This is a genomic window from Tenuibacillus multivorans, from assembly GCF_900103915.1.
Taxonomy (GTDB): Bacteria; Bacillota; Bacilli; order Bacillales; family Alkalibacillaceae; genus Tenuibacillus; species Tenuibacillus multivorans.
This window is the reverse complement of sequence record NZ_FNIG01000004.1, coordinates 238,172-258,890: the sequence shown is the minus strand read 5'-3', so window position 1 is coordinate 258,890 and position 20,719 is coordinate 238,172. Positions and strand designations below refer to the sequence as shown.

The following is a 20,719-nucleotide window of genomic DNA, read 5'->3' as shown; positions in this document are numbered from 1 at the left end:
ATAGAATTCCAACGTAATTAAATTAACCCTTCCAACAAAATGCTGGAAGGGTTTCATTTACTCCTTATGTTCAATTTTGCCTAAACCATATGCTACGAGTAGTCCAAGGATAAACGCAATTGCACTCAACACATTTCGCATGGATTCGCTCTCGAAGCCCGGGAAAATTACTACAAGCGAGCCGATAACAAGTCCAATGATTAGGGCATAGGTTTGATAATAGAAGCGATGAAACAAGTAAGTTAGTATTTTACTCATAATAATTAGTCCAAGTGCGATACCTAACCCTAATGGAATTAGAGCATCGATTACCAATTCTTCGATCGCATAAGTAAATGTCGGATACATACCAACCAATAATAATAAGAACGACCCACTAATGCCGGGTAAGATCATAGCCGAACTAGCTAACCAACCTGAAAAAAACAGTAGAATATATGTTTTGGCATCAAATGAAGTCATAGCACTTGTATCAGAGCCTTCACTAAAGAAAGCCATGGATGCAACAAACAATGTAGCTAAGATAAATAAAATATAATGCGTGCCCCCAAAGGTCTGCTTATATTCTGATTTCCTTACCAATAGTGGTATAACACCGGCAATTAATCCTAAAAATAAAAATTGAACTTGATTTGGGTAGTATTCAAATGCCCAATTAATCGCACCAGCTAGTAACCACATGGCGAAAACGACACCGACACCTAAAGGAATCAAAAATGCGAAATGTCTTTTCCATTCCTTTGTAAAAACGCCATTGATTGCTTCAATAAACCGTTCATATATGCCTAAGACAACAGCAATTGTTCCACCACTGACACCCGGAACAATATCACTGGCCCCCATAATCATGCCTCGATATAAATTTCTCCATTCAATCATGCAGCTTCCCCATTTCATTAATTTTTCTACTACCCATTATACTAAACAAGCCTTGAATTACGAATAAAAATTTATAATAAAATTTGGGGAATATTTAATGTTGGATGCTGTATAATCTCAGGGTTCGTATGATACACTTTTTCAAGCGTTTCTGAGGTGATGATATCACGACTAGTACCAATGTTAACAATCTGGCCCTCATCCATTAAAACTAACTCATCGCAGAATTGGGCAGCCAAATTCAAATCATGAAGCACCATCATGACCGTTAAGCCATCACGTTTTTGCCAATCTTTTACTAACTTTAAAATATGTTTTTGGTGTCCAATATCAAGAAAGGTCGTCGGTTCATCAAGTAAAAGTAATTGTGGCTGCTGGACCATCGCCTTAGCAATGGCCACACGCTGTTTTTCACCGCCACTTAATGTATCAAGCATTTGATCACGAAAATCGGTTAAGCCTGTAATGTTAAGAACTTCATCAACTTGACCGTAATCGCTTTTACTTTCCCGCTCAAAAAATCCTAAGTGCGGATAGCGTCCCATTAACACAGCATCGAAAACCGTTATAGGATAAGGATCTAATCCTCCCTGAGTTAAGACAGCGATGTGTCGCGCTAACTTTTTAACAGTCCAATCTTGAACATCTTTTCCGATAAACTGAATGCTACCACCTGAAGGTTTTTCTAAGGCTGAAACGAGTTTAACCAACGTTGATTTACCAGCACCATTAGGCCCAATCAAGCCAACGCAGCTACCTTTTTGGACAGAAAAGGTAATATCATTCACGATTGTTTTACCCTCAATTGATTTACTGACGTTCTGTAAATCTAGCACTGTTGACTCCTCCTCCTAAAAATAGCCCCGCTTAGCTCGACGCAGTAAATACCCAAAAAACGGAGCCCCTAAAAAGGCGGTAATGACCCCTAAAGGAATTTCACGTGGCGCTAAAATTGTTCTCGAAAACGCATCGGCTCCGACAAGGAAAATCGCACCGCCGACTATTGATAGTGGCAAAATGACACGGTAATCAGCGCCAAATAGTAATCGAATAATATGCGGAACGACTAAGCCGACAAAACCAATCGCGCCGGAAACAGACACGGCCGCTCCAGTTATAATTGATGCTAAGACTAACAATACAAACCTAGTACGTTGGACGGACACTCCACTATGATGGGCGACTTCTTCACCTAGTCCTAACATATTAAGCTCTTTGACAAAAAACAGTGATAGCACGCCAACCATTAAAATAATTGGAAAAATAATTTGGTTATAGCTCCAATCCGTTAATGCTAAGCTACCCATCATCCAAAAAACAATCGTCTGAAGCTGTTCGTTTGATAAGGACAAAACAAGAGATAAACAAGCCCCAACAAAAGACTGCACGACAACCCCGGCTAATATAATCGTTTCCAAACGCACTTTATGATTAACCCGCGATAAAAAATAAACAATGAGTAAACTGACAAATCCTGAAACAAATGCAACAGCCGGAAGTGTGAAACGGCCTAGCAACATGAGTTGCCATCCAAAAACCATCACAAGAGATGCACCAAAAGAAGCACCTGATGAAACGCCTAAAATAAACGGATCAGCAAGAGGGTTACGTAACACACCTTGATAAATAGCTCCTGCTAATGCCAAAGCTGCACCAACAAGCGCACCCAATAACACTCGGGGCATACGGATATCCCATACGATTGTTTCCGCTGAGTCACTCCAGGTCACATCCACCCAATCGCTTAACCAAGGTATTTTTGAAAAGATTATTTGCCAAACAAGCTGCCAATTAATATTGGCAGCTCCTAATGTGACAGAAAAACTCATGGTAGCCATTAATATTAATAAAAAAATAGGCAACCACAACCATAATTTATGATGTTTACTGTTCATCATTGTGACTTCCTTTTACTCAAAGTGGTCTGGATAGAAGGTTTTAGCCAGCGTCTTAAGCCCTTCAGTTAAACGCGGCCCAGGACGTGTTAACATATCACTGTGTAAATCATAAACTTGTTCTTCTTTAACCGCTGTGACATTTTGCCAATTTTCACGAGCTAATACCTGTTCAACTGAATTATCGATATAGTATCCGTATGTTGTAATAATGACATCTGGGTCTTTTTCTAATACAATCTCTTCACTAACCTGTGGCCAACCCTCTTGGTCGCCAATAATATTAATGCCGCCTGCTAAATCAATCATCTCATCTATAAATGATCCTTCACCGCCAGAAAACAGTTCTGGACCAACCTCAATCCACACTTTTTTCTTCTCATCTTCACTCAAACCACTAACGACTTCTTGTACCTCTTCAACATCAGCCTTCATTCCGCTAATAATTTCATCGGCCTGATCTACATGACCTGTCGCTTGACCAACTAGCTTAATATCTTCATAAACCGCCTCTAAATTTTGTGCACCTAAAACAAGTACGTTTAAGCCTGCCTGGCGTAGTGCGTTGATATCCTCACCATTATTGACATCAGCTACGACTAAATCTGGTTCGAGCGATACAATTTTTTCAATATTGAGTTGTAATCCGCCTACTCTTTCGATGTCTTGAACGTCTTCTGGATAATTGGCGTTATCCGAAACACCTACGACTTGTTCACCCGCACCTACGGTAAATACTGTTTCTGTTGCACTAGGAATAACTGATACGATACGTTCAGGTAGTTCTTCAATGGTTACTTCTGTACCTGATTTATCCGTTAACGTTACAGCTTCAAATCCATCACTTGATGATTCATCAGATGGTTCTTCTTCCTGACTGCTGTTATCGTCTCCTTGTTCTTCTCCTGATTCCTCGGTTTGATCCTGGTCATTTGTCTCTTCACCTGTGGAATCCCCTTGACATGCTGCTAACCCGACAGCAAGTAACATAACTAAAACGATTAACCATTTTGACCAAAATTTTTTCTGCATCTCTAAACTCCCTTTCTTGTTATAAAATAAAAATGCCCTCGTTTCCTAAGGATTAAGAAAACGAAGGCATATTGCCAATCTACGACCACAAATCTATCATAGCCTTTCCTTTTAACCCGAAGGAAAACGAACTAAACAACAAGGCAGGTCTCCTGGCTTAGGATAATCGCTTCTAATCCCTTCCCATCCATTCAGACAGTGGTTGATTAGTCGCTACCCATATACAGTGGCGGGACCGCGTCGGATTCGCACCGAACTTCCCTTTTAAGCAAACACCAAAATGTTTACACCTTATTGCTTCGACATATTTTTTTGATAATTTCATATTAATCTTAAATTGTAATGAAGTCAATTATCACAAATTTAATATTTTTCCAGTCTATAATAATCAACAAAATAATGGTAAAATTTGATGTAGAAGGAAAGTTAAGGTGATACTCATGGATTTAGGAGCCATCATACAATATTATCGTACCAAGCAAGGATTAACCCAAAAAGAACTAGCCAATGGCTTATGTTCGGTTTCCTACTTAAGTAAAATTGAAAGCGGAGTCATTGAACCTAATTTAGACACCATCAAATTGCTTCTCAATCGCCTAAACATGGACTATGAGAAGCTGACCTCTTATGATGAAGTCGCCATTGATCATCGTATAGATGAATTAAACCAAAAAATTAATGACAAACAGTTAGACGAAGCCAAAAAAATTGTTAATGAACTTAAGGAAGTTATTACACCTTTTCATCATTCCGACACTCAAAATTACTTTCAACTGAATTACTTTTATTACTTAATTTCGAAAGAACCATCCAAAAGGTACAACATTGACATTCAAGATCTTCTTACTTTAGAAGGTACGTTTTCAGGAAGAAAGCTTTACTATTTTTATAAGGTTATTGGCTTTTACTATAGCTGCCATACCAACTCTAAATTAGCTAATCAATATTTTCATAAAGCTAAAGAAATCTTAGATTCACAGAGTATACATGACCCAGAACTATACTACCTATTAGCCTTGTCATATATGGGAATGCGACAACCTGTATATTCAAACTACTATTGTGGTATGGCCTTAGAACAATTCGCCAACGACCTTCTCTACAATCACGTAACAGATTGCTATCACTTACTTGGCATTAACTATTTGAATTTAGGTGCTTATGATATTTCGGAAAATTATTTTAATCAAGTGCTACAATCCAAACCAATGGGAAGATCACCTAAAGTCCGATCACGAGCGACTCATAACTTAGGTATTCTTCACTTTCGAAAAGAAGAATACGAGAAAGCATTAGCTTGTTTACACGAAGCACTAGAAAATCATGAAAAAGTATATGATATTCTCTATTCTATTTATGTGATCGCAAAAATTCATTACTTACAAGGCGATAAAGATAAAGCATTGAAATATATCAAACGGGGTGAAGAGATTCTTAAAAGCGATAATATTGTTAAGCTTCGTTATCGTTATTACATTCTTCGTCACCAAATCCATAACCAAACCCATGATGAAGAATTTTTAAACAAGGCTAAAAATGTCATTCTGCCCTATTATCATACGATTGGCGAAAACCATTTTATTAAAGAATTAAATGAATTACTTGCAGAAATTTATAGCAAGAAAGGAGATTATAAACAGGCTAGTGAATACTATAAGAAGTTAGCCAATATAATGATTCAATGAGGTGATGAAATGGGAGAAACCGTTCAAGTTAAGCAAAAAGGACCTGTAACAACTATTACCTTAAATCGACCAGACCAGTTAAATGCAATGGACGAACAGTTACTTGAAGAATTAGCTGAAATATTACAACAGGTTGAACAGGATGAATCTAAAATCGTTGTATTAACAGGGGCTGGAAGAGCTTTTTCCGCTGGCGGGGATATGAAAACGATGCTTCAATCCGATGACCCAGAAGGTTTTAAACGTGTGATGGAAATTATTAAAAAAGTTAGTACTACATTTTATGCCTTACCGAAAGTAACTATTGCAGCTATTAATGGAGCCGCGGCTGGTTTAGGGCTAAGTCTAGCTTTAGCTGCTGACTATGTAGTCGCGCAAGAGGATGCTAAAATAGCGATGAACTTTATTGGTATTGGACTTATTCCTGATGGTGGCGGGCATTTCTATATGGAACAACGTCTCGGAACTGTTAAGGCTAAACAAGCCATTTGGGAAGGACAAACGATGATGGCACAAGAAGCCGAAGCAATCGGTCTTATTGATGTTACGACTGATGAGCTCAAAGAAGATTTGGAGGAACATCTAGTCAAATTACAACACTTACCTTTACAAGCTATGATTGAAACGAAGCGAATTCTAAATTATAAACAATTACCATTATTGGAAGAAGTCCTCGATCTAGAGACAAAAGGACAATCAAAAATGCGTCAAACCCATGACCATGAAGAAGGTATTCAAGCATTTTTAGATAAGAGAGAACCAAACTTTAAAGGCAAATAACTAGAATTAAAAGTTTTACTTTACCTTACCAAACTATGATTCAATATTGACAATAGACTGGCTTCGGATAAGGGGCTGGGTAGCACTGTTGATCTTCCGCTAGTCTTCGTTGGGAGACTTCCTGAGGAGGGAGGTGCTTGCCTATGGACATTGTTAGTACACTAACGCTCAAGATATCCTTCGGGATGTTAGTAGCGTTTATCGTTTCTGATAATAACCATAAAAAACAACCCCTCATTATGCGTTCTAGCAGGCGCTGAGGGATTATTTTACCTAAAAGCTGCCTAGCCCCTCTTGATGGGGTTCGGTCTATTGCGGCCGCCCCATGTAACAACATGGGCGGTCTTTATTATTTTATGATCTTTCTACATATATTATACCACGAATTTTATGAATGTACACATCTTTAATAGAATAAGACCTAAGACCTTTACGTTTTTGTGTTACCATAAAAAGCTCCTCTTGACAATAAGGAATCTAAAGGGCCAAAGGGGTAAATGGTGCAACTTTTAATAAACGGTACAACTTTACTTCAAAGCAATAGCTATCATTAACAGTTTGTGAATTTATAAATTAGAATGATTAAAATCATAACCGTCTAAAATGTCATGGCTGATATCTAAATATTTATAAAGAACTCGGGTTAGTTCTTTAATTCGCATGATGACATCTTCATCAATAATCTCATTTGTATGTGAAAAATGGTTCGTATGTGTATAAACATAATTAGGCGTCATCAAGCTACGGAAATAGTCTAATATCGGTTTTAATTGATTAACGACAGCTAAGTGATGTTGAAACGTACCACCATTAGCCATAATTGCAATTGGCTTATAACGCATAGCTTTTGGAGAAATCAGATCAAATAAGTTCTTCAACACCCCAGGAATAGACCCCTGAAAAACGGGCGTCGCTACAATATAACCGTCGGCCGATTCCATTTCATCTATTAACCGCGACGTATCCTCATTATATTCACTTTTTAGACGACCATTGGCAAATTCCATTTGATAATCTTCTAAATGAATCGTTTGAATTTCATTTTCAGGTATATATTCAATCAAATGCTTTTTAGCTTCATTTAATAGCACCTTAGTTTTCTCTCCAACAATGGTGCCATTTATTAATAAAATCTTCAAAGCAGATTACTCCCTCCTGGATCAATACTGCATCTAATATCACTTTATTGTGTCTACCAATAAATCGTGCGTACACTATTCATTATTGTAAAACGATAGAACGTCTTGCCGTCAACCGGAATGCTTAATACCTGAATTATGGCGTTTTTGCAAGATGAATTTTTTCCTAAATCATTTATCGTACAAATGTAACATAAATGTTATATCTGTGTTCATGCATTGTAATTGACTTGTGATTTTTAGCTGATATACTACATGAGGGTAAAAAGAGTTCTAATCCTTTTTTACCACTACCAAAGAACGAAATCTACTATGGAGGGTAATCAATGAATAAACTTCTATTTAGTATGATCAGTATCTGTTTCATACTAATGATGTTTTGTTCTCCATCTATGGCAGCTACGAAAACAATCGATGAAAATACAGGTGAAGAAAAGCATCTTGTGCAATTTCTTTCAACATCTAAGAGTCAACTAGATTATAAAGAAAAATTAACGTTCATGGAGCCTAAAACTGGACAGGCCCAAACTAATTCATATACTGAAGAACAGAACGGCATTCAACAAGTCAGTGAAACGAATGAGGGAGAAACGATGTATGTGACCGCTACCGCTTATACTGCTTACTGTGATGGCTGTAGTGGAACGACGTATACAGGTATCGACTTGCGTAATAATCCCGATAAAAATGTTATTGCCGTTGATCCCGATGTGATTCCACTTGGATCTAAAGTTTGGGTGGAAGGCTTCGGGACAGCAACTGCTGCTGATATTGGCGGGGCAATCAAAGGTAAACGGATTGATATTTTTATGCCTACTAAAAAGGAGGCCCTGCGCTATGGGGTACGCCAAGTCAGAGTTAAAATATTAGATTAAAAAACTCCGAGGGGATGCTCCTCGGAGTTTTTACGCTTACTTCGCTTTTGCTTCTAATTCGACGTTGACATTATCTCTTGTTGCCTTAGAATATGGGCAAACTTTGTGAGCTTCCTTAATTAGATTATCTGCCTCTTCTTGAGAAACGCCACTCATTTCGGAAATGAGCTTCACATCAATCTTAAAGCCACCATCTGATTCGTCCTTCATAAAGCTTACTTCTGCTATTGTAGTCGAATCAATATCCTTATTGTTATTTTGTGCGACTAAGTTTAATGCCCCATCGAAGCAAGCTGAATACGCGGCTGCAAATAGTTGTTCAGGGTTTGTCCCTTCCTTATCCGTATTTTCCGTAGGCATGACTACATCGAGATCGATGATGCCATCATCAGATTTGACATGGCCACCACGACCACCTTGTGCCGTTGCTTTAGTTGTAAATAGTTTACTCATAGAATTCACACTCCTTAAAATGGTTAATCCTATTATCTGCTTACCCTAATAACTTGTCCTTCATTCATTATTTTACCAATTAAGATTGTTTTTTCATATGTACTTGCTTAAAATCATATGGAATACAACATTTCAACATGTGGGATACCATCTTCTAAAAATTCATCAGAAATCGTCTCAAAACCACATTGACTATAAAACGCTTGTAAGTGAGCTTGAGCTTCGATTTTAACATCACAATTTTCCCAGTTTTCATCGATAAAATCCATGGCTTCCTGTAGCATTAACGACCCAATCCCAGTACGTCTTTCACTCGGATGTGTAATGACGCGTCCAATGGAAGCTTCTTTAAATTTAACACCTGGTGGAATCATCCGACAGTAAGCCAAGATTTGTCCATCTTTTTGGTAAAAAAAGTGCCGTGCTTCTCGGTCGAAATCATCAATTTCAGGGTATGGACAATTTTGTTCCACGACAAAAACATCAACACGAAGCTTCAAAATATCATAAAGCTCATCGTTACTTAATTCATAAAAAGATTTGTTCTCCCAATTCATGCTGAACACCCTTCCTCAAGATATGAAAAAAACGCACGTAAATGAGATTTACGCACGTTTTTATAGTAAGCATTCAATTATTATTGAGCGACAACATTAGCTGCCTGTGGTCCGCGATCGCCTTCAACGATTTCGAACTCAACTGTTTGACCTTCAGCTAAAGTTTTGAAACCCTCTGCTTGGATAGCTGAGAAATGAACGAATACGTCATCTCCGTCTGGACGTTCGATAAAACCAAAACCTTTTTCAGCGTTAAACCATTTAACTGTACCTGTCATCTGAATGACCTCCTTTTAAATTACTACAAAACAATTGAATCTTGTTACTTAGACTTCCTTAAAAGAGGTCAATCAGTAAACATCGATCTCAATTACTTCGTACATTCTTACTTTACTCTTTTCAATTAAAAAAAGCAAGTGATTTTATAAATATTACAATTTAATTTCAATACATGTTATAGCTTGTCCTGTTTGGTATTAGTGTGCTACAATTCATACTCGAAACTAATTTTCATCAAAGGGTGTGTATGAATAATGAAGAAGATTTTATTAGCAAGTTTAATTGTGATGTTAACAGCTATCTTGGCTGCTTGTACAGATAATGGTGAAGAAGACGAAGGTGATAACCAAGAACAAAATCAGGAAGAGCAAGGCCAAGAAGAGCAAAACAACGATGAGCAAAGTGAAGATGGTGAAAATACAGGAGAAGAATCGGCCAATGGACAAGAAAGTTTAACAGCAGATCTTCCTGAGGATGAAGTTGTTGCAACCGTCAACGGTGAAGAAATTACAAATGGTGAACTATTACAAAATGAAACATTCGTTAAACAACGTTATCAAATGTTCGGCATGCAACAAAGCGCAGAACAAATTCAACAACAAGCTTTAGATCAATTAATTAACACAGAGCTTGTCTTACAATCTGCTGAAGAGGCAGGAATTGAACCAACCGAAGAGGAAATTAATACAGAATACGATAATATGATTAGTCAACTTAAAGAACAAAATCAGACAGACGATGTTTCACAAATATTTGAACAAGCCGGTACAACCGAGGAAGAAGTTAGAAATGACATACGTACTCAACTTACAACAGAAAAATATCTAGATCAGAACACTGAAGAAGTAACTGTTTCTGATGAAGAAATTCAAGAGGCTTATGACAATTATACAGCACAACTAGAACAAGCTGATCAGGAACCACAATCACTTGAAGATATGCGCGGACAATTAGAACAACAAGTTAAAACTCAAAAAGAAGGCGAACAAACACAACAATTACTCGATCAATTACGTGAAGACAATGATGTCGAGATATTAATTTAACATTGGAAAGCTGCCGACCTTAATCGGCAGCTTTTTTACTTTGGCTCAGAGTGATTTCTTAATCATAAAAACTGTTATAAAGGTTAAGGCTTGACGCAGTTCTACAGGTAATGAACTTATATGCTTTTCATCTACACCGCGTTTAAAGACGTATTCCTGATCAAGAACCTCTAGCTCTTGCTCTTCAACAATCTTTGTAAACTCCCAAGGCATCATCGTATTCATAATCACATTTTCGCCATATAACCGTTGGTAGCTATTGACACGTGGTGCTGCTGTCGGACCTAACACCCCGATACACATAAACCCACCAGGTTTGATAACTCTGATCAATTCTTCTAAAGCTTGGATTGGAACCTCAGCCCACTCCAACGCATTAATTGCCATTAGAGCATCAAATTCATTCTCATTAAACGGAAGATCAAGCATATCCGCCTGTAAAAATTGAAGCCGCTCCATGTCATCCGTTTGACGTTGTTGACATAATCGAACCATCTCATCAGACAAATCAACTCCTTTAACGTCATAGCCTTCACGCCAAAGCTTATAAGAGCCATATCCATCGCCACATCCTAAATCCAATACCTTAGATTCGTCCGGAACATGCTTTTTGAAAAAAGGAACAATCGATTTACGACTGCCGTTATCCCACATTTCTTGGCTATTAGCATGCCAAAAAGAGGCACGCTCATTCCACTTTTCCCTTGCGTCTGAATGCCAATTAGATTTCACCACAATCATCACCTTAAAAGTTTATTTTTAACTCCATAATCTAATAAAGCTTCGTATGGATCACCACTTAATTCTAAAAGCTTACAAAAGGCAGGTTCAGTCTTATAGCCTTTCGTTTTTAAATCATATATTTTCTCTTTTAACTCTGGCCGTTGCTTTAAAATGCTGTCTTCAATCACCATATGTAGATAAGCATATTGTTTATGAATAGGTTGTGGTTGACCAAACAATTCAAATTCAAAACCCCTAAAATAAAAATTCGCTTTAATAGTCGAGACACCGCGAACAGTAAAACGTTTAACTCTAAACCCTTCTTCCCGACTATAAAGGCGTGTTAGTTTTTGTTCAAACTCATCGAAATCATGAACCTCTATCACCATATCTAAGTCCGATCCTTCTATATTAATCCCAAGCGGAACCGTCCCACATAACGTTGGTTGATACTCCGATAAATCCTCTAAAATATGGAGTTCTGTTATCGCTTCAAGCGCTGTCGTTGAATATCGTCTCCATATTGTAAATCTTTAATATCTAACAAAGTCATCCACCTCTTCTCGTTCATAAGCGATAACCTGTTTATACATTTTAAATCCTCCGTAATGTTAAATAAATGTTTTGAATATATAAATGAAAAGGGGAGTGTTCGTATGAAAAATTTATTAACGATTGCTATCATCCTAACAGCATTATTCTATATTTTCTTTCGTCCAAGTACGTCTTTTGAGTTTGAGCTCTTTTTAAAAGTTCTACCTATAGCTTTTATAATTCTTTACGCTATATTGAACATGCCTAAAAGTCGGCACCTAATCCATTACTTAATCATTATTGGACTCGTTTTTGGTGCTGTTGGCGATGTCACACTCCATCATTTCACGATTGGTTTAACAGCATTTCTTATCGGCCATTTATGTTATGTAGTGGCATTTATGACACAATGGTGCTCATCATTCATGCGAGCAACATCGATAGTACCGATCATCCTCTTCAGTTATATTATCGGTCATGGCTTAATCACATCGATTGTAAATAGCGGGAAGCAATCGTTAATCATGCCAATTATATTATACATCATGGTCATCTCATTTATGGTGTGGACAGCAATTATGACTCGGAATCTTTTCGCTGCTATAGGTGCTATACTTTTTTTAATTTCAGATGCCATTCTAGCTTGGAATATGTTCGTTGTTGAGATCCCCTATGCTAGTGTACTCGTTATGCTGTTTTACTACGGAGCGCAATATTTAATCGCAAAAAGTTTAAAAGATTTTTAGGATGGTGACCATCAATAACATCATTAAAACCTCTTAAAAGTGAAAACAGACCGCCATTTAGCGGTCTACTTCAACTCTTTTATTCTACTTTTAATGTCATCACGGACGTCGCGAAAGACTTGATTGACTTCTGCTTCTGTTCCTTCGGCTTTCGCTGGGTCAACTAATCCCCAATGTTCAGATTGCACATTTGGCGGTAATGTCGGGCAATTGTCGCGTGCATCGCCGCACAAAGTAATGACTAATTCTGCCCTGTTTAGAGCATCAAGATCAATGGTTGAGGACTCTTGATTTGAAATATCAACCCCAACCTCGTCCATCATTTCAACCGCTTTAGGGTTTAAGCCATGTGCTTCAATACCTGCACTTCGGACATCCCAGTTGTCACCTAATACTTCTTTTCCAAAGCCTTCTGCCATCTGACTACGGCATGAATTTCCTGTGCATATAAAGTATAAAATCGGTTTTTCTGCCACTATCAATCCCTCGCTTTATTATATTAGTAGTATCGAAATATATAATCCTAACAAAGTAAAGAATAACACGGGGATGGTTAGGATAATCCCAACTTTAAAGTAGTATCCCCATGAAATATGAATCCCTTTTTTCGATAACACATGTAACCATAACAGTGTTGCTAAAGAACCAATTGGGGTTATTTTTGGTCCTAAATCACTTCCAATGACGTTAGCATAGATCATCGCTTCTCGAATAGTGCCTGTTGTATTTGTATTCGTAATGGCAATAGCGTCAATCATGACTGTCGGCATATTATTCATAATGGATGATAAAACAGCTGCGATATAACCCATAGAAATCGTCGCGATAAATAAGCCTTGATCAGCCGCTGCATCCAATACCTGAGCCAGTAAGTCAGTTAAACCAACATTTCTTAACCCATAAACGACGACATACATACCGATTGAGAAAAAGACAATATCCCACGGTGCCCCTTTCACCACATCCATCGTCGGAACAGCCGGACTTCGTTTAGCCATCCATAAAAAGAAAATTGCAATAATACCAGCCACAATAGAAACCGGTACTTCAATAAACTCACTAACAAAATAACCAATTAATAAAATCGCCAAAACAACCCAGGATAGACGGAACATCTTATGGTCTTTTATCGCTTCATGTGGCTTTTTTAAATATGCTAAATCATAATCCTTTGGTAACGATTTTCTAAAAAACATATAAAGAACGGTGATACTAGAAACGATCGAAAACAGATTGGGAATAATCATCCGAATTAAATATTCCGTAAACCCAATTCCAAAAAAGTCCGCGGAAACTATATTAACTAGATTACTAATAATAAGAGGCAATGAGGTTGTATCGGCAATAAAACCACTCGCCATAATAAATGGCAGAATCATCGCCTCTTTAAAATTCAACGCTCTAACCATCGATAATACAATCGGAGTCAAAATAAGCGCTGCACCATCGTTCGCGAATAACGCCGCTACGGCTGCGCCTAATAACGTCACCAATATAAACATCTTAAGGCCACTGCCATTCGCTAAACGCGCCATATGTAGGGCAGCCCATTCGAAAAATCCAATTTCGTCTAAAATTAAAGAAATTAAAATAATAGCAACAAATGCAAGTGTTGCATTCCAGACCAAATCTGTTACGGCAATGACATCGCCAAATGTGACAACACCGAATAATAGAGCTAGTAATGCCCCTCCACAAGCGGTCCATCCGATCCCTAAGTTTTTCGGTTGCCATATGACAAGTGTGAGTGTGGCCAAAAATATGATCATAGCTACAGTAATGTCCAAGTCGAAACTCCCTCTCTAATCACAAATAATACGCATATTCTGATTCGATAACTCTTCTATTTCTTTTTTCCCGTCTGGTAAATGCCCTAAAATTCCGTTGATGATTTCAGATGCTGGGTGATTCATATTCTTTGAATAAAACACCCAATTTCCCTTACGTTTTTCGTTGACTAGTCGAGCATCCTTTAATTTCCGTAAATGTTGACTAATAGATGGTTGTGATAAATTTAACAACTCAACTAACTCGCACACACAACATTCATCAACTGAAACATAACGCATAATGTCTAGTCTTGTACGGTCGCCTAGTAACTTTAAAACTGTTGATAACTCTTCAATACTTAAATATGTCTTTTCCATGTACATGAATCACCTCATATAATCATATGCTTATATTATAATATAATGATTTAATTATATTTTGCAAATATAAAATCACGCGTAGGGAAAACGCGTGATTTATTTATAATTCAGTCCATTCGACTGTAAGCGACCCTTCGATATTATGGCCATAGTAAATTAAATCTAGTGTTCCATTCGCTTTTGCTTCAAATTGATAAATCCAATCCGATTTTTGCTTCATATCACCAAGTTCTTCTAAATTTGGATTGACACGCATACCATAACCCGATTCACTTGGGATGCTCCACATGATATCAATATCATATGTTTTCCCTTCTTCAACAGGGATGTTGATTTCCTCAGTACCATTTAATTGTTCAAACTCGGCTGTGTATGTTTGATCACTGTAATCACTTGTAAATCCTGATTTAATAGTTGGGTTAATGATTAGAAACGAGACGAGTATAATTAAAGCCGGGAAACCAACTATAATGATTCGTCCCCAAGACTGGCGGATGGCATTTTCGATTAAATAATATCCGATAAACGGAAAGACCGTAAACATGCTTCCATACAAGACGACATAAATATAACCTGAAAAAGAATTCATTAAAACGGGAATAAATAAGACAACCCATATAAAAACACCAGCTAATATGTATGCATTAATATAGCTCCATTTTCGGCTTGTATTAAATTTATGTAAAATCCGGTCAATAATATAAGAAGCAATAATTAAATACACACCATAGATAGTCCAGTTCAAAGGACTTATCACCAGATTATAAGTATCAGGAATGTGCATGTTTGATAATAAGAAGTAAACCAATACTAAACCAAAAAATGCTGCAAATGATGCCGCATATTTACTCATAATTTTTTGTGTAAATGTCATTATGACAACCTCCTGTCGACAACAAGTATACATTAAGTCATAAAAATTTTAAAAAATAATAATTCGTATGTTTTTCTTTCTAGTAGAATAAGTACTATAATCTTTTTTAGTAAGCTATAATCTTCACAAATGTCTGATATTATTGTAGGTGAAATGGATGGACAAGAAGAACGAAAATTTAATGCTTTTTGCTTGGATCGTGGCCTTTGTTGCCACATTAGGTTCACTTTACTTCTCAGAAATCAAGTTATACGAACCGTGTAAGCTTTGTTGGATTCAGCGTATTTTCATGTATCCAATGGTTATTATCTTACTTATTGGTATTGCGATTAAAGACCCTAAAACCGTCTATCATACAACGGTATTTTCCATAATCGGTTTTCTTATTTCAAGCTATCATTACTTGATTCAAAGAATTGAGGCTTTAGCGGAAGCATCCCCTGCATGTGGACGGGTATCCTGCACAGGTGCTTATATTGATCGGTTCGGATTTATCTCCATTCCATTTCTAGCAGGAACAGCATTTTTAATCATTTTGATCACGTCAATTATCGTTTGGAAACGAATGAAGGAGGAATAATATGAAAAAGTTGATCATATTTGGAGCGACAATAATTGTCCTGTTTATCGCTGTAGCCATTTTAACCAATTTGGCACAAACTGAAACTGTAGGCGGTGATAACCCATATGGTAAGGAGTCACTTAATTCATCAACAGCTGAGTTATTAGATAACGAGCATTATCAAAACATCATTTTACCTGATGAATTGCAAGAAAAATTAGATGCTGGAGAAGATGTCACGGTTTATTTCTTCAGTCCTGAGTGTTCACACTGCCGAAACCTAACACCTCGACTCATGCCATTAGCTGATGAAATGGGTGTGGACGTGAAGCAATACAACCTGTTAGAGTTTGAAGACGGTTGGAATGACTACCATATTGAAGCAACACCTACCCTTATTCATTTCGAAGACGGCGAAGAAGTCGATCGTATTGTTGGTGATCGCGAAACAATGGACGAATTTGAGACTTTCTTTAATCAAAACGCTTTAAATTAAATTCAAACCGGACGCCTTAATTAGGCGCCCGGTTTTTTAAATTTTAAATGAACATATCTCATACCAAGGGTGTTGATGATTATGAACAAAGACTGTTTCACCATCTAGGACTTGATAAGGACCGTCTATACTGTTCTTCGTGTGTTTAATCCAATCGGTCAGATTTATATTTTCATAAGCGATGTGCGTATCAAAGTTATGACCCTCTGTTAATTCAATCACCATTCCACTTTTGGACCTTAAAAAAACGATCTGTTCACTATTCCATTTTAGTGTATTAATAATATTCATCTGACACTGCTTTTCAAAGAATTCAACCGCTTGTTGTAAATTTTCAACCTCAAAACCTATATGATGAATGTTCATGATGGGTCATCACCTAAAATTAAATGCAGGTCACCAAACTCATGCCACAAAAACTGTCGTTCAATGGCCTCATGATACAAAGCTGTGATTTCATCTTTTGATAGCCAAGATGTCAACATATCTAAATGGCTCGCCTCAGGCTCGTGCAAGCCCGTCAGTAAACTATCGACCACTTTTCGTTCATAACGTTCATTAACATAAAGATCGGTATATTCATTATTCTTCTCAACCACATCACCCAGCTTCCCGGCTGATTCAAGAGCTCGAACGACTGTGGTTCCAACAGCGATGACTCGATTCCCTTTTCGTTTTGCTTGATTGACCAAATCCGCAACCTCTTTTGATACACAGAAGCGTTCAGGGTGATTAGAGGGATTCGGCCAACGGTCTTTTTCATAATAGCTTAGGCCTGTAAAGAGTTGAACAAAGCCAACCTTAGCACCCTTTTCTTTTAACGTGTTGATGATTTGCCATGTAAACGCTCGACCCGCAGATGGCATTTCCATCGAACCTGGAACCGATCCATAAACCGTTTGATATGTGTTGATTGGAAAAGGTTGATAAATATAATCATATCGAATCGGCTCGCCAACCGAGAGAATTTCCATGATGGTCTCCTGGGTGTTCAAACCACTTTCTAACTGTAATAACGGCGCTTCACTTCCTTGACCCATGACTGCGAACGTAAGGTTTGATGACACTATAAGTCTATCACCAATATTCACATTCTCTTTTAATACAATCCCTTCCCAAATCAAGTTATCGATTTGCTGAGAGAGACGAATTTCTATTATTTTATCTTTCCACTCAACTTTTAGACTCGCAGGTATGGTTCGTGTATTGTTAAAAATCAAAACATCACCCGGTTGTACATAGTCAGATAAATTTTTGAATGACGTGAAGGTCGTTTCCCCTGCTTCAGTTACCATCATTTTTACCTGATCGCGAGAACCATTTCGGTACTCTGCTGGAAGAGAAGCGTTTAGATCTTTCGGTATCTCGAATGTTTTAAGAGCCATGTTGAGATACCTCCAAGAGTTCTTCAGCGGTTAATCGAATATCGTTAAACTGTTTGGATTCTGAAGCTAAATACACAATTGCTTTGGCAACATCGTTTGGATCTGCTAACTCATAATCACAATCCGGAACAGCCAAATCGTGCATGGCAGTATCCATTTCACCTGGATCAATCATGTGGACATTTATATTAGATTCCTTTAATTCAGCTGCCCAAATTTCAGTCAAACCTTCGAGACCAAATTTAGATACACCATAAGCACCCCAGCCAGGATAACCATGATGACCCGCTTCAGAAGTGATATTAACAATTAATCCCTTATCACGCTGTAACATTCCCGGTAACACTCTTTGCGTCATAAGAAGTGGATTCATCACATTAACATCCATGACTTCTTTAAATTGATTAATCGGATAATCCGCCAATAAGGTCGGACCGGATCCGTAAATCGAGGCATTATTAATTAGAATATCAATATGACCCCATTTGGCTTCTACACTGGAAACAAACCTCTCGACATCAACTTCATTTGCAACATCAGCCTGAATAGCTAGAACATGCGCTCCTAACTCATGCAGCAATATTTTCATATCGTTAAGCCCCGCTTCATTCCGTGCGCATATGGCAATGGCATCTCCCTCTTTTGCAAAAGCTAAGGCTAGAGCTTTTCCTAAACCTTTCGTTCCTCCAGTAATTACAATTTTTCTATTCATTTAATAATCTCCTTTTCATGTGTTGCCTTTATCGTATAATGAACAACACACCAATACATCGGAGATTTTGTGTAAGTTTTATCCGTAAAAAGATAGAAATATGTATACGACTTTTGGAGTAGAGACTGAAGATTTAACAAGTAGACGACTTCCTAAAACGCCCATAATTAAAGAAAAACTCTGCTACGAGAGCAGAGTTTGCAAACTAACTATTCTTTTCTTCTTTATCATCTAACTTCGAGTCATCTGGTAACGGATCAATCTTATGCTCATAGGCATAACCTTTCGAAATAGCAAAAACGGATAGTGCTAATACCGCGATAATAATTACTATGGACAATATTAATACTTTAAGCATATTCATCCCCCATCATGACTATTTATTGATTCGGGTTTCTACGTTTGCGGTTTCCTCTATTCCCTCTGTTGTTAGGGCGTCGATCATCACGTCGACGACCACCGCCACGGTTACGGTTCTGGCCGCCACCACGTCTGTTATTATGTCGCTTGCGGTTCCCGCCACCTTTTCCTTGTCGCACTTTCTTCACACGTAAAGGTGACACGGCTGAAAGTTTTACTGGTGTACGGTCTGGCTCTTTAGCTAATAGCTTTAAAGCAGCAGCAACCACATCAACCGAATGATACTCATCCAATAGATTTTCCGCTACACGTTTATACTTCTGGAAATCTTGATCCTCTAAGGCATTCAGTAAATCATCACGTGTCGCTTTTTGGATACCTTCGAGCACATCATCGTAAGAAGGAATCTGTTTGCGCGTCATCTTGTGTTTCGTTAGTTCCTCAATGTTTTTTAAATGTTCAAACTCACGCGGAACGACAAAGGTAACGGCTTGGCCTTTATTACCAGCACGACCCGTACGGCCAATACGGTGAACATAGCTTTCAGGGTCTTGAGGTAAGTCAAAATTATAAACGTGTGTCACACCTGAAATATCTAAACCACGTGCTGCTACATCCGTTGCCACTAAGATGTCGGTTGTTTGATTCTTAAATCGTTTAATCGCACGCTCACGTTTGTTTTGCGTAATATCACCGTGTATTCCCTCAGCAGAATAACCACGTTTTAATAGCCCTTCCGTTAATTCATCGACACGTTTCTTTGTCCGTCCAAAAATAATGGCTAAATCAGGTGATTCAATATCTAATAATTTACAAAGAACATCAAATTTTTGGGGTTCTTTGACTTCTAAATAAAATTGCTCGATATTTTCAACGGTTAACTGCTTCGCTTTTATTCGAATAACTTCCGGTTGATCCATAAAACGCTCGGCTAAACGTTGAATACGTTGTGGCATCGTCGCTGAAAAAAGTAATGTTTGGTATTCAGACGGGATTTCAGCTAAAATCGCCTCAATATCCTCAATGAATCCCATATTTAACATTTCATCCGCTTCATCTAAAACAACGGTTTGAATTTCATCTAGTCGAATCGTACGTCGACGAATGTGGTCTAATAAACGCCCTGGCGTCGCGACCACAATCTGTGGGTGTTTTTTCAAAGCTTTAATCTGCCTTTGAATATCTTGGCCACCATAAACCGGAACTGTTCGAACCCTTTTGTGCTGGCCGATTCGATTTAATTCTTCACCTACTTGAATGGCTAATTCGCGTGTCGGTGCGATGACCAGACCCTGTACTTTTGACTGATCCAATGTTATCTTATCAATCATCGGTACCCCAAAAGCCGTTGTTTTACCCGTACCTGTTTGAGCTTGTCCAATCATATCCCGTCCCTCTAAGGCAACGGGAATCGCTTTTTCTTGAATGGGGGTTGGGTTTTCAAACCCCATATTCGATAAAGATTTGATAATATCTTCACCGATCTGAAAATCTTTAAATGATGTCAATCTTGCTCCTCCTAAATATATATGAAAATTTTATCTTATAATCGAAAAA

General features: G+C 37.8%; 25 protein-coding genes, 1 pseudogene and 1 riboswitch. Of the genes and pseudogenes, 7 read left to right on the top strand and 19 right to left on the bottom strand.

What is annotated here, in order from left to right; genetic code table 11:
* Window positions 1-57: 57 nt before the first annotated feature.
* From BLP77_RS08500 to BLP77_RS08485, 4 genes are all read right to left on the bottom strand, one after another.
* Window positions 58-879 (bottom strand): DUF368 domain-containing protein, encoded by an 822-nt coding sequence (locus BLP77_RS08500; RefSeq protein WP_093856694.1) that lies wholly within the window; start codon window positions 877-879, stop codon window positions 58-60.
* 71 nt (window positions 880-950) lie between these two features.
* On the bottom strand, window positions 951-1,715 hold the full coding sequence (locus BLP77_RS08495) for an ABC transporter ATP-binding protein (RefSeq protein WP_093856693.1): 765 nt from the start codon (window positions 1,713-1,715) through the stop codon (window positions 951-953).
* 15 nt (window positions 1,716-1,730) lie between these two features.
* Window positions 1,731-2,774: a FecCD family ABC transporter permease gene (locus BLP77_RS08490; RefSeq protein WP_093856692.1), complete on the bottom strand. Its 1,044-nt coding sequence runs from the start codon at window positions 2,772-2,774 to the stop codon at window positions 1,731-1,733.
* Window positions 2,775-2,789: 15 nt separating this feature from the next.
* Window positions 2,790-3,806: an ABC transporter substrate-binding protein gene (locus BLP77_RS08485; RefSeq protein ID WP_093856691.1), complete on the bottom strand. Its 1,017-nt coding sequence runs from the start codon at window positions 3,804-3,806 to the stop codon at window positions 2,790-2,792.
* Window positions 3,807-3,931: 125 nt separating this feature from the next.
* Window positions 3,932-4,115, bottom strand: a riboswitch (cobalamin riboswitch).
* Window positions 4,116-4,246: 131 nt separating this feature from the next.
* Between BLP77_RS08485 and BLP77_RS08480 the strand changes: the two genes are divergently transcribed.
* Both BLP77_RS08480 and BLP77_RS08475 read left to right on the top strand, forming a co-directional pair.
* Window positions 4,247-5,491 carry a helix-turn-helix domain-containing protein gene (locus BLP77_RS08480; protein ID WP_093856690.1) on the top strand — a complete coding sequence of 415 codons (1,245 nt, stop codon included), beginning with the start codon at window positions 4,247-4,249 and terminating at the stop codon, window positions 5,489-5,491.
* Between the two features lie 9 nt (window positions 5,492-5,500).
* The gene (locus BLP77_RS08475; protein ID WP_093856689.1) at window positions 5,501-6,271 is read left to right on the top strand and encodes an enoyl-CoA hydratase; all 771 of its coding nucleotides are present in this window, start codon (window positions 5,501-5,503) and stop codon (window positions 6,269-6,271) included.
* 566 nt (window positions 6,272-6,837) lie between these two features.
* Here the strand turns inward: BLP77_RS08475 and BLP77_RS08470 are convergent.
* Window positions 6,838-7,410: an NADPH-dependent FMN reductase gene (locus BLP77_RS08470; protein WP_093856688.1), complete on the bottom strand. Its 573-nt coding sequence runs from the start codon at window positions 7,408-7,410 to the stop codon at window positions 6,838-6,840.
* A gap of 596 nt (window positions 7,411-8,006) precedes the next feature.
* Here BLP77_RS08470 and BLP77_RS16030 point away from each other — a divergent pair.
* A pseudogene (locus BLP77_RS16030) lies at window positions 8,007-8,285 on the top strand (3D domain-containing protein); the annotation flags it as partial.
* 36 nt (window positions 8,286-8,321) lie between these two features.
* Here BLP77_RS16030 and BLP77_RS08460 read toward each other — a convergent pair.
* The 3 genes from BLP77_RS08460 to BLP77_RS08450 all read right to left on the bottom strand — a co-directional run bounded on the left by BLP77_RS08460 (window position 8,322) and on the right by BLP77_RS08450 (window position 9,573).
* Complete coding sequence (locus BLP77_RS08460; RefSeq protein WP_093856686.1) at window positions 8,322-8,738, bottom strand: organic hydroperoxide resistance protein; 417 nt, start codon at window positions 8,736-8,738, stop codon at window positions 8,322-8,324.
* 113 nt (window positions 8,739-8,851) lie between these two features.
* On the bottom strand, window positions 8,852-9,295 hold the full coding sequence (locus BLP77_RS08455; protein ID WP_093856685.1) for a GNAT family N-acetyltransferase: 444 nt from the start codon (window positions 9,293-9,295) through the stop codon (window positions 8,852-8,854).
* Window positions 9,296-9,375: 80 nt separating this feature from the next.
* Entirely contained in the window at window positions 9,376-9,573 is a 198-nt protein-coding gene (locus BLP77_RS08450) for a cold shock domain-containing protein (protein ID WP_093856684.1), read from the bottom strand.
* 255 nt (window positions 9,574-9,828) lie between these two features.
* Between BLP77_RS08450 and BLP77_RS08445 the strand changes: the two genes are divergently transcribed.
* Window positions 9,829-10,620, top strand: a complete 792-nt coding sequence (locus BLP77_RS08445) for a SurA N-terminal domain-containing protein (protein WP_093856683.1) — start codon at window positions 9,829-9,831, stop codon at window positions 10,618-10,620.
* Window positions 10,621-10,665: 45 nt separating this feature from the next.
* Here BLP77_RS08445 and BLP77_RS08440 read toward each other — a convergent pair whose 3' ends face one another.
* Window positions 10,666-11,355 carry a class I SAM-dependent methyltransferase gene (locus tag BLP77_RS08440; RefSeq protein WP_093856737.1) on the bottom strand — a complete coding sequence of 230 codons (690 nt, stop codon included), beginning with the start codon at window positions 11,353-11,355 and terminating at the stop codon, window positions 10,666-10,668.
* A gap of 5 nt (window positions 11,356-11,360) precedes the next feature.
* The gene (locus tag BLP77_RS08435) at window positions 11,361-11,816 is read right to left on the bottom strand and encodes a DUF4269 domain-containing protein (RefSeq protein WP_245686839.1); all 456 of its coding nucleotides are present in this window, start codon (window positions 11,814-11,816) and stop codon (window positions 11,361-11,363) included.
* 183 nt (window positions 11,817-11,999) lie between these two features.
* On the opposite strand from BLP77_RS08435, the gene BLP77_RS08430 reads away from it, so the two are divergent.
* Complete coding sequence (locus BLP77_RS08430; RefSeq protein ID WP_093856682.1) at window positions 12,000-12,623, top strand: lysoplasmalogenase; 624 nt, start codon at window positions 12,000-12,002, stop codon at window positions 12,621-12,623.
* Between the two features lie 65 nt (window positions 12,624-12,688).
* Here BLP77_RS08430 and arsC read toward each other — a convergent pair whose 3' ends face one another.
* The 4 genes from arsC to BLP77_RS08410 form a co-directional block, all read right to left on the bottom strand.
* A complete protein-coding gene (gene arsC, locus BLP77_RS08425; RefSeq protein ID WP_093856681.1) occupies window positions 12,689-13,099 on the bottom strand; it encodes an arsenate reductase (thioredoxin) in 411 nt (136 codons plus the stop codon).
* Between the two features lie 18 nt (window positions 13,100-13,117).
* Window positions 13,118-14,392 (bottom strand): arsenic transporter, encoded by a 1,275-nt coding sequence (locus BLP77_RS08420; RefSeq protein ID WP_093856736.1) that lies wholly within the window; start codon window positions 14,390-14,392, stop codon window positions 13,118-13,120.
* A gap of 33 nt (window positions 14,393-14,425) precedes the next feature.
* Window positions 14,426-14,770, bottom strand: a complete 345-nt coding sequence (locus tag BLP77_RS08415; protein WP_245686834.1) for an ArsR/SmtB family transcription factor — start codon at window positions 14,768-14,770, stop codon at window positions 14,426-14,428.
* 103 nt (window positions 14,771-14,873) lie between these two features.
* Entirely contained in the window at window positions 14,874-15,647 is a 774-nt protein-coding gene (locus BLP77_RS08410; RefSeq protein ID WP_093856679.1) for a hypothetical protein, read from the bottom strand.
* A 157-nt stretch (window positions 15,648-15,804) separates the two neighbouring features.
* On the opposite strand from BLP77_RS08410, the gene BLP77_RS08405 reads away from it, so the two are divergent.
* Both BLP77_RS08405 and BLP77_RS08400 read left to right on the top strand, forming a co-directional pair.
* Window positions 15,805-16,227 carry a disulfide oxidoreductase gene (locus tag BLP77_RS08405; RefSeq protein WP_093856678.1) on the top strand — a complete coding sequence of 141 codons (423 nt, stop codon included), beginning with the start codon at window positions 15,805-15,807 and terminating at the stop codon, window positions 16,225-16,227.
* Between the two features lies 1 nt (window position 16,228).
* Entirely contained in the window at window positions 16,229-16,705 is a 477-nt protein-coding gene (locus tag BLP77_RS08400) for a thioredoxin family protein (protein ID WP_093856677.1), read from the top strand.
* A 36-nt stretch (window positions 16,706-16,741) separates the two neighbouring features.
* Here BLP77_RS08400 and BLP77_RS08395 read toward each other — a convergent pair whose 3' ends face one another.
* From BLP77_RS08395 to cshA, 5 genes are all read right to left on the bottom strand, one after another.
* Window positions 16,742-17,071 carry a VOC family protein gene (locus BLP77_RS08395; RefSeq protein WP_093856676.1) on the bottom strand — a complete coding sequence of 110 codons (330 nt, stop codon included), beginning with the start codon at window positions 17,069-17,071 and terminating at the stop codon, window positions 16,742-16,744.
* Window positions 17,068-18,090, bottom strand: a complete 1,023-nt coding sequence (locus BLP77_RS08390; RefSeq protein ID WP_093856675.1) for an S-adenosylmethionine:tRNA ribosyltransferase-isomerase — start codon at window positions 18,088-18,090, stop codon at window positions 17,068-17,070. The genes BLP77_RS08395 and BLP77_RS08390 overlap by 4 nt, the downstream gene beginning before the upstream one ends.
* Entirely contained in the window at window positions 18,080-18,802 is a 723-nt protein-coding gene (locus BLP77_RS08385; protein ID WP_093856674.1) for an SDR family NAD(P)-dependent oxidoreductase, read from the bottom strand. The genes BLP77_RS08390 and BLP77_RS08385 overlap by 11 nt, the downstream gene beginning before the upstream one ends.
* A gap of 205 nt (window positions 18,803-19,007) precedes the next feature.
* Window positions 19,008-19,160 carry a YtzI protein gene (gene ytzI / locus BLP77_RS08380; protein WP_093856673.1) on the bottom strand — a complete coding sequence of 51 codons (153 nt, stop codon included), beginning with the start codon at window positions 19,158-19,160 and terminating at the stop codon, window positions 19,008-19,010.
* Between the two features lie 22 nt (window positions 19,161-19,182).
* Window positions 19,183-20,670, bottom strand: coding sequence for a degradosome RNA helicase CshA (gene cshA, locus BLP77_RS08375; RefSeq protein WP_093856672.1), 1,488 nt, complete (start codon window positions 20,668-20,670; stop codon window positions 19,183-19,185).
* Window positions 20,671-20,719 lie beyond the last annotated feature (49 nt).